Here is a 14,347-nt window from a genome sequence, read left to right as displayed (position 1 = left end):
ATGGCGTCTAAAGTTATACACGCGTTTTATGATGATGACGATGTGCTAATGCATGCTGTTAAAAAGGTAAGAGCGGCCAAGCATCATATAGAAGAAGTTTATTGCCCATTCCCCGTACACGGGTTGGATAAGGCAATGGGATTGGCACCAACTAGGTTGGCAATTACATCCTTTTTGTACGGATGTGTTGGTCTAGTGGTGGCCATTGTAATGATGAATTATATGATGATTGAGGACTGGCCTCAGGATATTGGAGGAAAGCCTAGCTTTAGCTTCGTAGAGAATATGCCGGCCTTTATACCTATCATGTTCGAGCTAACTGTTTTCTTTGCAGCTCACCTTATGGTGATCACCTTCTTCTTAAGAAGTAGATTGTGGCCTTTTAAGGAAGCCGAAAATCCAGATGTGAGAACAACGGACGATCATTTTGCAATGGAAATCGAAATTCATGGCAACGAACAAGAACTAAGGGACTTGCTGTTGGATACGGGAGCAGTAGAAATTAATATTACAGAAAAGTAGTCTTGGATATTATGAATAATTTTAGCAGAATAGGGGTTGTACTAGGTTTGGTATTATTGGTTACTGCATGCGCGGATAAGCGAAACAGGAATTACGAATTTATGCCCAATATGTACTACTCCGTAGGATATGAAACGTACCAACAAGTAGATTTTCTTCCGGATGGGATGGAGGCACTAGAGCCTGTAGCTAATACCGTGGCTAGAGGATGGATACCTTACGGAATAGAGAATACCCTGGAAGGCAAAGAACTTGCAATGACCAATCCTAGTCCATTGGATCCTTCTAATAGGGAAGAGAACCTTAAGATGGGTAAGGAACTGTATACCATTTATTGCTCCATTTGCCATGGTAATAATGGAGATGGCCAAGGGAAGTTGGTGAAAAAGGAAAAGTTTCTTGGGGTGCCAAGCTATGCCTCTAGGGACATAACAGTAGGAAGCACTTATCACGTTATTTACTACGGTTTAAACTCCATGGGTTCCCATGCAGGACAATTGGATACCAAAGAGCGCTGGCAAGTTGCTGAATACGTAATGACATTGAAAGAAGATTTAACAAAATAAGACCTAGATATTAGCAATATGTATACTTTTTCAAATAGATTAAAAATTGCTTCCTTCATATTAATGGCTGTAGGCGTTTTGGGAATTGGTATCGGCTTTATGACTGCGCCAAGTACGGTAGAGGACGCAAAAGCAATGGTTGCCTCCCATTATGATGGACATGGCGATGCACATGTGGTAACCGAAACCCATGGGGGAGCAGATCAGGCAGCTGCGCACGATGATGCGTCCCATTATGAACACGTGTTGCTGCAATTGCAAAACAAACCATGGGCCGCCCTATATGTGGCCGCTCTTTTCTTTATGATGATCGCTCTTGGCGCCTTGGCTTTTTACGCCATACAAAGGGCCGCACAAGCAGGATGGTCACCGCTATTGTTTAGGGTGATGGAAGGAATAACCGCCTATCTAGTGCCCGGAGGTATCATCGTTTTTGTAATCTTGGTCTTATCGGTGGCACAATTAAACCACCTATTTATTTGGACAGACCCCGAGGTAGTGGCGCATGATAAATTGATTCAGGCTAAGTCTGGATACCTAAACGGACCTTTCTTTTTAATTAGAGCTGCGATTTTCTTGGGAGGATGGATCTTGTATAGAGAATATTCAAGAAAACTTTCCCTAGCCCAGGATGAATCTAACGACGATAGTAATTTTAAATTGAACTTTAGAATCTCTGCAGGATTCTTGGTATTCTATCTAATTTCCGAATCTATAATGTCTTGGGATTGGATAATGAGTGTAGATCCGCACTGGTTTAGTACCCTATTTGGATGGTATATCTTTGCCAGTATGTTCGTTACTGGAATTACGGCTATCGCTATGGTGACCATTTACTTGAAATCTAAAGGGTATTTAAAAGATGTAAATAATAGCCATATCCACGATTTGGCGAAGTTTATGTTCGGTATCAGTATTTTCTGGGCCTACCTATGGTTCTCTCAGTTCCTATTGATCTGGTACGCGAATATTCCGGAAGAGGTAACCTATTTTGTTACTAGAATTGCAGATTATAAAGTACCATTCTTGGGAATGTTGGTATTGAATTTTGTTTTCCCTTTACTGCTATTAATGAACAGTGACTTTAAAAGAATCAATTGGTTCGTGGTAATGACAGGTATCGTTATATTAGTAGGACACTATATGAATATCTATGTTGCTATTATGCCTGGTACGGTAGGTGACCAATGGTCTATTGGAATGTCTGAAATTGCTTCGGTATTATTTTTTACGGGCTTGTTTATCTTTGTAGTGTTCAGGGCCCTTACAAAAGCACCCTTGCAACCTAAACGAAATCCGTTTATTGAGGAAAGTAAACATTTTCACTATTAGTATTTTAATTAAAGAATAATATCAAATCATACGATGACTGCATTATTAACCATAATTGTTTTAATATTAGTTGGAATTGCTATTTGGCAAATGACTAAGATATTCGAATTGTCCCAAATCGGGAGGAGCAATACACAAATTGCAACCGATACCGATAATAAGTACAACGGATATCTTATGGTGGCGTTCATGATCTTTTTATATGGTCTAACCATCTTCAGTTTTGTTAAATACTCCAAGACACTTTTACCGAAAGCCGCTTCCGAACACGGAGGGGAATACGACGCCTTAATGTTGGTATCCATGCTGGTTATCTTCTTTGTGCAGATCATTACCCAATTCCTTTTGCATTTTTTCGCTTATAAGTATAAGGGGAAGAAAGGGAAAAAGGCTTTGTTTTATGCAGATAACGACCGTTTGGAGTTTATCTGGACCATTATTCCAGTAATTGTATTGGCCGGACTTATTTTATGGGGGCTGTACGCGTGGACTAATATTATGGATATCAATGACGACGACGATCCGCTGATTATAGAGCTATACGCTCAGCAGTTTAGCTGGACGGCTAGATATGCAGGGGAAGATAACGTTTTAGGAGATGCAAACGTGCGTATGATCGATATCGATAAAGCCAATGTATTGGGGGTAGATAACTCAGATCCTAACGCAATGGACGATATTATTGTGAAGGAAGTGCACTTGCCAGTAGGTAGAAAAGTGAACTTTCAAATTAGATCGCAAGATGTTCTTCACTCAGCCTATATGCCTCACTTTAGAGCGCAGATGAACTGTGTTCCTGGGATGATTACTCATTTCTCCTTTACTCCTACCATTACCACCGCCGAAATGAGGCGCGATCCTATGGTAGTGGATAAGGTGAGTAATATTAATGAACGTCGCGCAGAAAGAGCTGCGCTAGGTGAAGAGAATAGTGACCCATGGGAATTTGATTACGTTTTATTATGTAATAAGATTTGTGGAAAATCGCACTATAACATGCAGATGAAAATTATTGTGGAGACCGAGGAGGAATTTAACGAATGGCTTGCTAGTCAGCAAAGATTCGGGGATTCTATGGCCGCTAAGTAATAGTTCGATACTAATTAATAACGTTAAAAAAATATAAATTTACAACTATGTCTGTAACAGCTAACGCACATGTAGAAGGTCATTCGGATGATCACGGACACCACCACAAAGAAACCTTTGTGACCAAATATATTTTTAGTCAGGATCATAAGATGATCGCCAAACAATACCTGATTACAGGTTTGTTTATGGGGGCATTGGGGATCTTGATGTCTATACTGTTTAGAATGCAAATTGCCTGGCCAGGAGAGTCTTTCGGTATTTTTGAGGCTATATTGGGGAAATGGGCACCAGGTGGTGTCATGGATGCCGATGTCTATTTGGCTTTGGTAACCATTCACGGTACCCTTATGGTATTCTTCTTGTTAACGGCCGGACTTAGTGGTACGTTCAGTAACTTGCTTATTCCATTGCAGATTGGTGCTAGGGATATGGCCTCAGGATTCCTGAATATGTTGTCTTTCTGGATATTCTTCCTTGCCTGTATAATTATGCTTTGTTCCTTGTTCGTAGAATCAGGGCCAGCAGCAGCAGGTTGGACGGTGTATCCGCCGCTGAGTGCACTGCCTATGTCACAACCAGGTTCTGGTCTGGGGATGACGCTATGGCTGGTATCCATGTTCTTCTTTATTGTACAATCGCTACTTGGTTCTTTGAACTATATTGTTACCGTACTTAACATGAGAACAAAAGGAATGTCTATGACTAGAATGCCACTAACGGTATGGTCCTTTTTTGTAACTGCAATTATTGGGGTAGTTTCTTTCCCAGTATTATTATCAGCAGCCCTGTTGCTAATTATGGATAGAAGTTTTGGTACCTCTTTCTTCCTTTCGGATATTTTTATCCAAGGAGAAGTATTGCATTACCAAGGTGGATCTCCAGTATTGTATGAGCATTTGTTCTGGTTCTTGGGTCACCCAGAAGTATATATTGTAATTCTACCTGCAATGGGTATCGTATCTGAAGTGTTGGCGGTGAATGCCCGTAAACCAATCTTTGGATACCGTGCGATGATTGCCTCTATTTTGGCCATTGCATTCCTATCTACCATTGTTTGGGGTCACCATATGTTCGTTTCTGGAATGAACCCGTTCTTGGGGTCGGTATTTACCTTTACCACCTTGTTGATCGCAATTCCATCAGCAGTAAAAGCCTTTAACTGGATTACGACCCTCTGGAAAGGGAATATCCAATTTAACCCCGCCATGTTGTTCTCTATCGGAATGGTTTCTACCTTTATTTCTGGGGGACTAACTGGAATTATCTTAGGGGATAGTACCTTGGATATTAACGTGCACGATACTTACTTCGTGGTAGCTCACTTCCACTTGGTAATGGGTATATCTGCCCTTTATGGAATGTTTGCAGGTATCTATCACTGGTTCCCAAAGATGTTTGGTAGAATGATGAACAAAAACTTAGGCTATGTTCATTTCTGGGTAACCGCAGTTTGTTCGTATGGGGTCTTTTTCCCAATGCACTTTGTGGGTATGGCAGGGGTACCACGTAGATACTACGAGAATACCGCCTTCCCAATGTTCGACGACTTGGCAGATGTACAGGTATTAATGACCGTATTTGCTATCGTAGCTGCTTTGGTGCAATTGGTTTTTGCTTTTAACTTTATAAAAAGTATGTTCTACGGAGTAAAAGCTACCGTGAACCCATGGCAAGCAACTACCTTAGAGTGGACTACGCCAGTTGAGCATATTCACGGAAACTGGCCTGGAGCAATTCCACAGGTATACAGATGGCCGTACGATTATAGTAAAACTCACGATAATGGGGAGTATATAATAGCTTCCCAGGATTATGTTCCACAAAACGTTCCTTTGTTCGAGGGCGAAGAAGAATTGGAACATTAAGCCACCTTCAATGTATTAAAAGGAAGTCCATCGAAAGATGGACTTTTTTTATGCCTTAATTTTTACTGCCATTATGTTTTTTATTCCTCCTTCACCGGTAGTTTAAAGGAAGGAGTACTAGTCGCTCTTTTAGGTGTATTTAGAGGGAGGCTAAAGACATCATAGAGATTTGGCCTATATTGATCCAAGGAAACGCGAATTCCATTATCTTTGAAGTATGAATGAGAATTTAGATCCCACCACAGATGGATTCAGTCCAGAGGAATTGGATATAGACAGAGCCTTGCGCCCCGTAACCTTTGATGACTTTACGGGTCAGGAACAGGTATTGGAAAATTTAAAGGTATTTGTAGAAGCAGCCAACCGTAGGGACGAAGCACTGGACCATACCTTGTTTCACGGGCCTCCAGGGCTCGGTAAAACCACTTTGGCCCATATCCTTGCCAATGAGTTAGGGGTGGGGATTAAGATCACCTCTGGCCCTGTATTGGATAAACCGGGCGACTTAGCGGGATTGTTGACCAACCTCAATGAAAGGGATGTGCTTTTCATAGATGAAATTCACCGTTTAAGCCCCATTGTGGAAGAATATCTCTACTCTGCAATGGAAGATTATAAGATAGATATAATGATTGAATCTGGACCCAATGCCAGGTCGGTACAGATTAATCTTAACCCCTTTACCCTTATCGGGGCAACCACACGTTCCGGACTATTGACATCGCCAATGCGTGCCCGTTTCGGAATTCAAAGCCGATTGCAATACTATTCTACCGAACTTCTTTCTACGATTGTAGCGCGTAGTGCCCAGATTTTAAAAGTCCCCATTAGTATGGAAGCAGCCATTGAAATAGCGGGTAGAAGTAGGGGAACGCCAAGAATTTGTAATGCATTGCTTAGAAGGGTGCGCGATTTTGCCCAGATAAAAGGAAATGGAAGCATAGATATCGAAATTTCTAAATTTGGATTAAAAGCCCTTAATGTAGATGCCCATGGCTTAGATGAAATGGATAATAAGATATTGGCAACCATCATTGATAAGTTTAAGGGTGGGCCCGTAGGGATAACCACCTTGGCTACGGCTGTGTCCGAAAGTGCAGAGACCATAGAGGAAGTATACGAGCCATTTTTAATTCAACAAGGCTTTATTATGCGTACCCCTAGGGGACGAGAGGTTACAGAATTGGCCTATAAACACTTGGGGAAGATTAAAGGGAGTACACAGACAGGATTGTTTTAAGAGGCTCCGAATAGTGGAATTAGTTGAATGCTAACTGGACAAGTTGTAGCCTTCTTTAGAGCTATTGTCCGTTGATAATTGGGTGTTTGGCTTTTAAAAAATAGTAAATTTAACAATTTTGCACTTAGATTTCCCGTATCTTTAAGCAAGTCTATATTAAAGGTAATGGCATTCCACCGTTCCTCTATTGCTTATAAAATACTGTTTCGCGGTATTTTGCTTTTGATTGGCTGCTAACAGAAACAACACCCCTGAACCGGGATGTTTTAAGACACTTCACAATGCCAATCTATATGGATCTACATGTAGGACAGGGGATAACTCCCGAAATGCTAGCTAAAGCCCATCAAAAGGACTTAGCGGTTCAAGACCGATTTAACTGTAGGTGTCTTACCTATTGGCTGGATGTGACAAGAGGTAATTCGTACTGCTTAATAGAAGCGCCGGATAAGAGTGCGGTCGCAAAAATGCATTGGAACGCACATTTACAATATCCAGAGGAAATTATAGAAGTAGATGAACGGGTTGTAAAAGCATTTTTAGGTCGTTTGAATGATCCAGAAATCGTCGATTATTTAATCGATCAAAAAGTAAAGGTGTTCAGTGAGACCGCCCTTCGAATAATTGTTCAGGTTGGGGTCGATGACAAGGTGCAATTGGCACATAAAATGGGAGAACAACGGGCTGCCACATTACTTGCCAAATACCATAGGGTTATCAATATTTGTTTTGAGAGCCATCATGGGGTGGTGGCAGGAAGCCAGGGGCAGGAATGTGTGGTGTCCTTTGTCTCAGTAGTTCCCGCGGTTATTTGTAGTTTGGAACTACAGGATATTCTAGGTGATGATGCCCAGGTACTCAATTTAAATGTAAGTATTCATGCAGGCAATCCAGTGGATAACCATCCAGAAATATTCGGAAATACACTACAGTTATTGAGCATCATGAACTGCATGGAAAAAAAAGATTCAATTGTAGCATCCAATAGGGTGAAGAAATTACTGAAGTCGTCTAGCGAGAGGTTCAAGGTAAATATGAAAAACTTACAGTTTCTTTCATCCTCCAATGAACGGTTTTTATCGGATTTAGGCGAGGTATTTAGTCGACATTGGCAAAACCCCCATTTCGAATTGAGGGATATAGGTAAGGAGCTATCCGTTAGCAAGTCACAGTTATATCGAAAATCGGTCAATGCAACCGGGAGATCCGTAAAAAGACTGCTGCAGGAATTCCGACTGAGAAATGCACTAAAGATGTTAAGGGAATCCAAGGAGAATATTTCGCAGGTTGGCTATGGTTGTGGCTTCAATAGTCCCTCTTACTTCACCAAATGTTTTCATAAACGATATGGGGTAAAACCCAGGGCCTACCTTCATTCGTAAGGTGTTTTGTGACCGTTTTTTACCATTAAATAGTCTTTTTGTACCAGAATTTCATGGTGGTACTTAGTAGTTTTAATTGGCTAAGTATAAAAGATTAGCCTATGTGTCCGATGCGCTAAGGCATATACTACTCGAAACTTTTGGTTTCTTGATGCGATGATTGTTTTTTAACCTTAATTAAATCACCATGAAAAAAGTAATTTTAAAAGGATTGATGGTTCTGTGGATGGTAACCATTTCCTGTACATCCGAATCTGTCTTGAATGTGGATCCCATACCGGAAGATATTGAATTTTTAGAGGGAGTTTCAGCAAAAGCTTCCATGAAATCTACGGCAATGATTGGTAGTCCTATCCCTGGGACAAATATTTCTGGGATTTCTACTTTGCATAGAAATAATAATGGCATTACCGTTAACTTTAAAGTAGAAGGCCTAATACCCGGGGCCTATACAATTTGGTGGGTTATTTGGAATCAACCCGAAAATTGCGCCATACCCGGAGCCTGTAATGAGACGGATTTTGCTAACGCCGCAAATGTGGCGGTAGATGTACTCTATGCAGCGGGACATGTGGTAGGGAAAAACGGAAAAGGTAATTTTTCGGCCCATTTAAAAGAGGGAGACAACTCAGAGTCTATAAACCAAGAATTTTTTGGGCTTCCACCAGCAGGTGGCCTACAGCTGGGAAATGCCCTTACAGCTGAAGTTCATGTGGTTCTAAGAACTCATGGCCCCAAAGTCCCTGGTTTGGTCAATGAGCAAATTGGTTCTTATGAAGGAGGTTGCGATAATCCTATATTGTACCCGCCTTTTTCGGTGTATCCAAATGTAGTTGGTGAGTGTGCAGATATCGCTGCTGCTATACATCCTCCCGGATACTAAACCAAACAAATGGATTACTTCCCGCAGCCCTAATCAATAGTGTTCGCCTTGCTTTTTTGCTGCGGTGGTAGCCACTGGTAGGATGGAGCAATTATTAGGTCCGTTGCTTATCCAATATTGGGATTAGTGGGCGTAGACCTGGATCTTTAAGGAATTGGCAATGTCTGGGGAAGGTTTCTCCTAGGATTGCCAATTCCTGTTTGTGCCTAATTCGCTCTGTCTATGGTGCTTTTGTATTTCCATTAGGGACCCCATGGGGTACGTGTATAGATAAGCAAGGCAAACTTGCCATAGTCTCAGGTGTGCTACTTCCTTAAAACTTATGTAGATGCTGTCTGAAAACCTTTAAATGTATGCTCGTTGCTCCCCATTACCTTCCACCAAATACAGGGATTCCTTTGACCTTTTTGTACCATAAATCAACATTTTTGTGGCAGTGCTTTAGAGTTTGTCTTAGTAAATTCTATTGGCTAATAATGAAGATTGGCCTATATACATTCTGCGCGGAAAAATATATTGCTCGAAACCATGTGTTTCTTGAATTCTCCAATTTGATGAATCTTAAAGTATTGGTATTATGAAAAAATTAGTTATTGGCATTATGTTGTTTGGCATTGCCAGTTTGGGATATTCCCAAAAAGTAAAACAAATGTTCGAAGAGGTGACTCTTACGGGAGTTACGGTATCCCCTATTATAAACAGTGAATATCTTCAAAAAGTTCAAGACGGATCTACTCCGCTACCTGCAAAAATTTTGGAAAATGCAGTTGCTAGGTACAATGTAAAGGATTCTGAGGTTTACGAGGATAATATAGATGGCTACATAGTGGAGTTTAAACAAAATGGGGGGAGGGTTATCGCAACTTTCAATGGGAAAGGGAATATTGTGGATGCCTATGAAGTATATGAAAATGTAAGACTTCCGCATCCTGTTTTGGTAGACATAAGTAGAAATCATTCTGGATGGATTGCGAATTATTCTAAGTATATCGTAGCCTACGAGAGAAGCAAAAATGTGAGGAAAATGTTTAAAATTAGATTGGGAAAAGACGGTAATCGTAAAACGATGAAAGTTCATATGTCCATGTGAAAATAATTGAATTATAAGTTGGGATTCCGTGGATGCTGTATTCAACGGAATCTTTTTTGTAAAAGGAAGCAGGCTAAGGAGTGCCTAGTTGCCAACGGGATTTGTACCTTAGCGAATAATTTACCTTCCTGTGGTCTGGGACTAGGCGGAAGAAGGAGGTAATAAGTAAAATTGGCTCATGTCTGTTAAACAAAAATACTCCCAACTGATAAAAGATGAAGCCAAGCGTCTTGGTTTCCTATCCTGCGGAATTTCCAAAGCAGAATTTTTGGAGGAGGAAGCCCCTAGATTGGAAAAATGGCTTCAAAACAATATGAACGGGGAAATGGGGTACATGGAAAATCATTTTGATAAACGCTTAGATCCTACCAAATTAGTAGAAGGGTCAAAATCGGTGGTCTCCCTATTGCTCAATTATTATCCCGAGGAAACGCAGGTGGAGGGCACTTATAAAATTTCCAAATACGCATACGGCCAGGATTACCACCATGTAATAAAATCGAAATTAAAACAATTGCATCACTTTATAACCGAGGAGATTGGCGAGGTCCACGGTAGGGCATTTGTAGACTCTGCCCCCGTATTGGATAAAGCCTGGGCGGCAAAAAGTGGCTTGGGTTGGATTGGAAAGAACAGTAACCTGTTAACCCAACAAGTGGGGTCCTTTTATTTTATTGCCGAATTGATCATAGACTTGGAATTGGAATACGATTCCCGGGTTGCCGACCACTGCGGTACCTGTACCGCCTGTTTGGATGCCTGTCCTACCCAGGCCATTGTAGCTCCCTATGTGGTAGACGGTAGTAAGTGTATCTCCTATTTTACCATTGAGCTAAAAGATGAACTTCCATCTGAGTTTCAGGGGAAATTTGACGAGTGGATGTTTGGATGTGATGTTTGTCAGGATGTCTGTCCTTGGAACCGTTTCTCCAAACCCCACCAAGAACCCTTGTTTAACCCAAAGCCAGAATTGCTCTCCATGACCAAAAAGGATTGGGAAGAAATTACCGAGGAGGTCTTTAGAAAGGTATTCCAGAAATCGGCCGTAAAACGAACTAAATACACTGGCCTTAAAAGAAATATAGACTTTTTAAAGAAGTAAGCTCACTATTCAGAGGGCGTACATACACCCAAAAGGGAACAATGATAGTAAGGGATAACACTTGATGACTGGTTTAGGAGCCCATCCGTGCTATGGGATTTAGTTAGGGGGCTTTAAATAAGTGGTTTAGCTATTTTGCTCTCTTTGGGAATTGAAGGAGGCCTCTTTAGGACGGTGAGGTTTTGGGCGATTTACCCCAGAACAGCTTCGACCCTTTTTATAAGCCTTCAATCCGCCGACGAATCATTTTTATATCCGTTTAGTTTAAAAATACTCTTAACTTTGTTGTTCAAAAATGAACCAATGAGTAAGCAAAGAACCAGACGTGAAGCATTAGTGTATCACGCAAAACCCCAACCAGGAAAGATAAAGATTGTACCTACAAAGCCTTATTCAACCCAACGGGATCTAGGCTTAGCATATTCTCCCGGGGTTGCAGAACCTTGTTTGGAAATTGCCAAGGATAAGGAAAATGCCTATAAATATACTGCCAAAGGAAATTTGGTGGCGGTAATCTCCAACGGAACCGCCGTGTTGGGCTTGGGTGATATTGGTCCGGAAGCCTCTAAACCGGTAATGGAAGGGAAAAGCCTCTTGTTTAAGATTTTTGCCGATATCGATAGTATCGATATCGAATTGGATACCACCGACGTAGATAAGTTTGTTGAGACGGTGAAAATTATCTCGCCTACCTTTGGTGGGATCAATCTAGAGGATATAAAAGCCCCGGAAGCTTTCGAGATAGAGCGTAGGCTAAAAGAAGAATTGGATATTCCTATTATGCACGATGATCAGCACGGAACGGCTATCATTTCTGCAGCGGCCTTAATTAACGCCTTAAAACTTACTGGCAAAAAAATGGAGGAAGTCCGTATTGTAGTGAGTGGCGCGGGAGCAGCAGCTGTTTCTTGTACCCGTTTATACAAGGCGTTTGGTGCAAAGGACCAAAATATTGTGATGTTGGATAGTAAGGGAGTAATCCGCAAGGACCGTCCCAATCTTTCCGGGGAGAAATTGGAATTTGCGACCGATCGCCAAATAAATACCTTGGAAGAGGCTATGGTAGATGCCGAAGTTTTTATCGGTCTTTCTAAAGCTGATATCCTGAGTCCAGAAATGCTTTTGTCTATGGCAAAAGACCCCATTGTGTTTGCTATGTCTAACCCAAATCCGGAGATAGATTACAACCTTGCACTAAGCACAAGGGATGATGTTATTATGGCGACCGGTAGGTCTGACTATCCCAACCAGGTAAACAATGTACTTGGATTCCCCTTTATTTTTAGAGGTGCGCTAGATGTAAGAGCCACCAAGATTAATGAGGCTATGAAGATGGCAGCAGTAACCGCCCTGGCAGAGCTTACCGAAGAAACCGTACCAGAACAGGTGAATATTACCTATGGTTTAACAAGGCTGACCTTTGGGAAGGATTATATTATTCCAAAACCTTTTGACCCTAGACTGATTACCGAAATTCCACCAGCAGTGGCAAAAGCGGCTATGGATAGTGGGGTGGCAAAAGCCCCTATTGAAGATTGGGATAGGTACAAGGAAGAACTATGGCAGCGCTCTGGTAACGATAATAAAGTGGTAAGGCAATTGCACGATCGTGCGAAAGTTGCACCCAAGAAAATTGTGTTTGCAGAGGCAGATCATTTGAATGTGCTAAAAGCCGCCCAAATAGCCCACGATGAAGGAATGGCTATCCCCATTCTGTTAGGGAACAAAAAGGTTATAGAAGAGCTGAAAAAGGAACTCGAATTTGATGCAGATATTGAGATCATAGACCCACGATGCGATGGGACAGCCGAAAAGAGGAGTCGCTATGCACAGCAGTTCTTTGAAAATAGACAGCGTAGCGGGGTAAGTTTATACAGTGCCGAAAGGAAAATGCGGGAGCGTAATTACTTTGGATCCATGATGGTATTGGTGGGTGATGCAGATGGAATGATTTCGGGCTATTCTCGCGCCTATCCTACTGTGGTAAAGCCTGTTTTTGAGGTGATAGGAAGAGCATCCAAGGTAAAAAAGGTATCTACGGTCAATATCATGATTACCGAAAGAGGTCCCATGTTTTTGGCAGATACCTCTATCAATATAGACCCCAATGCCGAGGAGCTTGCCGAAATTGCCCAAATGACGGCCAATGTGGCCTCCACCTTTGGGTTTACACCCGTGATGGCCTTGCTGTCTTATGCTAATTTTGGTTCCTCTACACATCCCCATGCCTTAAAGGTTAGGGAGGCAGTAAAAATTCTCCATACCAACAATCCAGACTTACAGGTAGATGGTGAGATACAAACAGATTTTGCCCTGAACAAGGAATTGCATCAGGAGAATTTCCCATTCTCCAAAATTGCAGCGAAAAAGGTAAATACCCTGATCTTCCCTAACTTAGAATCGGCAAATATTACCTATAAATTGCTGAAGGAGTTAAATCAGGCCGACTCCATAGGGCCAATAATGGTAGGGCTTAGAAGGTCTGTCCATATCCTGCAATTAGGAGCCAGTGTAGATGAAATGGTGAATATGACCGCAGTTGCAGTACTCGATGCGCAGGAAAGGGAGAAAAGAAGAATTGCTAGGGCTTCTAAGGTATAAGCTCCTTGTAACCATTTTATAGAAAAAACTAATGGGGTTCCATGTTTTGGTGCCCCTTTTGTAAACTAGTATTAAACCACACCAACCTATGATTACCCATTTACGTGGAAAATTAGTAGAGAAAAACCCAACCTACTTGGTTATTGAATGCGCAGGAGTAGGATATTTTGTGAACATATCCCTACATACGTTTTCTAAAATTGGAGACGCGGAAAACGTGCAAGTATTTACCCATTTACAAGTGAAGGAAGATGCCCATACCTTGTTTGGTTTTGCCGAAAAATCCGAACGGGAAATCTTTAGACTGTTGATGACGGTTTCGGGAATTGGTGCTGCTACGGCAAGGACCATGTTGTCTTCCCTAACACCCTCCCAAATTAGGGATGCCATTGCTGCTGGAGATGCCAAAACCATTCAAGGGGTAAAAGGGATCGGGGCCAAGACATCCCAACGGGTAATATTGGATCTCAAGGACAAAATCTTGAAAATCTATGATATTGATGAACTTTCCCTACCATCAAACAATACAAATAAAGATGAGGCGTTATCAGCTTTAGAGGTTCTTGGATTTGTTCGCAAGCAGGCAGAGAAGGTGGTGGACAAGGTAATACGTCAAGATCCTGGACTAAGCGTAGAAGATATCATAAAATTTGCGCTTAAAAATTTGTAGCA

The 14,347-nt window shown here is 41.6% G+C and carries 12 protein-coding genes; all 12 read left to right on the top strand.

The features are described from left to right. The 12 genes from BV214_RS08305 (at position 1) to ruvA (ending at position 14,345) form a co-directional block, all read left to right on the top strand. Entirely contained in the window at positions 1 to 522 is a 522-nt protein-coding gene (locus BV214_RS08305; RefSeq protein WP_086477039.1) for a DUF3341 domain-containing protein, read from the top strand. Between the two features lie 11 nt (positions 523 to 533). After that, positions 534 to 1,088, top strand: a complete 555-nt coding sequence (locus tag BV214_RS08300) for a c-type cytochrome (protein ID WP_086477038.1) — start codon at positions 534 to 536, stop codon at positions 1,086 to 1,088. 18 nt (positions 1,089 to 1,106) lie between these two features. After that, entirely contained in the window at positions 1,107 to 2,420 is a 1,314-nt protein-coding gene (locus tag BV214_RS08295) for a quinol:cytochrome C oxidoreductase (protein WP_086477037.1), read from the top strand. 33 nt (positions 2,421 to 2,453) lie between these two features. After that, positions 2,454 to 3,509, top strand: coding sequence for a cytochrome c oxidase subunit II (locus BV214_RS08290; RefSeq protein ID WP_086477036.1), 1,056 nt, complete (start codon positions 2,454 to 2,456; stop codon positions 3,507 to 3,509). A 47-nt stretch (positions 3,510 to 3,556) separates the two neighbouring features. Continuing rightward, positions 3,557 to 5,377 carry a cytochrome c oxidase subunit I gene (locus tag BV214_RS08285; protein ID WP_086477035.1) on the top strand — a complete coding sequence of 607 codons (1,821 nt, stop codon included), beginning with the start codon at positions 3,557 to 3,559 and terminating at the stop codon, positions 5,375 to 5,377. Positions 5,378 to 5,594: 217 nt separating this feature from the next. Continuing rightward, a complete protein-coding gene (gene ruvB, locus BV214_RS08280) occupies positions 5,595 to 6,617 on the top strand; it encodes a Holliday junction branch migration DNA helicase RuvB (RefSeq protein ID WP_086477034.1) in 1,023 nt (340 codons plus the stop codon). A 281-nt stretch (positions 6,618 to 6,898) separates the two neighbouring features. Beyond that, positions 6,899 to 7,999: a nickel-binding protein gene (locus BV214_RS08275; RefSeq protein WP_086477033.1), complete on the top strand. Its 1,101-nt coding sequence runs from the start codon at positions 6,899 to 6,901 to the stop codon at positions 7,997 to 7,999. Between the two features lie 187 nt (positions 8,000 to 8,186). Continuing rightward, on the top strand, positions 8,187 to 8,882 hold the full coding sequence (locus BV214_RS08270) for a hypothetical protein (RefSeq protein WP_086477032.1): 696 nt from the start codon (positions 8,187 to 8,189) through the stop codon (positions 8,880 to 8,882). 577 nt (positions 8,883 to 9,459) lie between these two features. Beyond that, positions 9,460 to 9,972, top strand: coding sequence for a hypothetical protein (locus BV214_RS08265; protein ID WP_086477031.1), 513 nt, complete (start codon positions 9,460 to 9,462; stop codon positions 9,970 to 9,972). Positions 9,973 to 10,150: 178 nt separating this feature from the next. After that, complete coding sequence (gene queG, locus BV214_RS08260; protein ID WP_086477030.1) at positions 10,151 to 11,074, top strand: tRNA epoxyqueuosine(34) reductase QueG; 924 nt, start codon at positions 10,151 to 10,153, stop codon at positions 11,072 to 11,074. A gap of 303 nt (positions 11,075 to 11,377) precedes the next feature. Then, on the top strand, positions 11,378 to 13,675 hold the full coding sequence (locus BV214_RS08255; RefSeq protein ID WP_086477029.1) for an NADP-dependent malic enzyme: 2,298 nt from the start codon (positions 11,378 to 11,380) through the stop codon (positions 13,673 to 13,675). Positions 13,676 to 13,763: 88 nt separating this feature from the next. Beyond that, positions 13,764 to 14,345 (top strand): Holliday junction branch migration protein RuvA, encoded by a 582-nt coding sequence (gene ruvA / locus BV214_RS08250; protein WP_086477028.1) that lies wholly within the window; start codon positions 13,764 to 13,766, stop codon positions 14,343 to 14,345. Positions 14,346 to 14,347: the final 2 nt, after the last annotated feature.

The organism is Arenibacter amylolyticus (assembly GCF_002150785.1).
GTDB lineage: Bacteria > Bacteroidota > Bacteroidia > Flavobacteriales > Flavobacteriaceae > Arenibacter > Arenibacter amylolyticus.
Note: the sequence above shows the minus strand (reverse complement) of the source record. Positions and strands in the feature narration are given on the sequence as shown.

What these genes read in the sequence shown, in the direction of transcription:
- BV214_RS08305 (WP_086477039.1), top strand. Translation starts at nt 1, where the DNA reads ATGGCGTCTAAAGTTATACACGCGTTTTATGATGATGACGATGTGCTA.
- BV214_RS08300 (WP_086477038.1), top strand. Translation starts at nt 534, where the DNA reads ATGAATAATTTTAGCAGAATAGGGGTTGTACTAGGTTTGGTATTATTG.
- BV214_RS08295 (WP_086477037.1), top strand. Translation starts at nt 1,107, where the DNA reads ATGTATACTTTTTCAAATAGATTAAAAATTGCTTCCTTCATATTAATG.
- BV214_RS08290 (WP_086477036.1), top strand. Translation starts at nt 2,454, where the DNA reads ATGACTGCATTATTAACCATAATTGTTTTAATATTAGTTGGAATTGCT.
- BV214_RS08285 (WP_086477035.1), top strand. Translation starts at nt 3,557, where the DNA reads ATGTCTGTAACAGCTAACGCACATGTAGAAGGTCATTCGGATGATCAC.
- ruvB (WP_086477034.1), top strand. Translation starts at nt 5,595, where the DNA reads ATGAATGAGAATTTAGATCCCACCACAGATGGATTCAGTCCAGAGGAA.
- BV214_RS08275 (WP_086477033.1), top strand. Translation starts at nt 6,899, where the DNA reads ATGCCAATCTATATGGATCTACATGTAGGACAGGGGATAACTCCCGAA.
- BV214_RS08270 (WP_086477032.1), top strand. Translation starts at nt 8,187, where the DNA reads ATGAAAAAAGTAATTTTAAAAGGATTGATGGTTCTGTGGATGGTAACC.
- BV214_RS08265 (WP_086477031.1), top strand. Translation starts at nt 9,460, where the DNA reads ATGAAAAAATTAGTTATTGGCATTATGTTGTTTGGCATTGCCAGTTTG.
- queG (WP_086477030.1), top strand. Translation starts at nt 10,151, where the DNA reads ATGTCTGTTAAACAAAAATACTCCCAACTGATAAAAGATGAAGCCAAG.
- BV214_RS08255 (WP_086477029.1), top strand. Translation starts at nt 11,378, where the DNA reads ATGAGTAAGCAAAGAACCAGACGTGAAGCATTAGTGTATCACGCAAAA.
- ruvA (WP_086477028.1), top strand. Translation starts at nt 13,764, where the DNA reads ATGATTACCCATTTACGTGGAAAATTAGTAGAGAAAAACCCAACCTAC.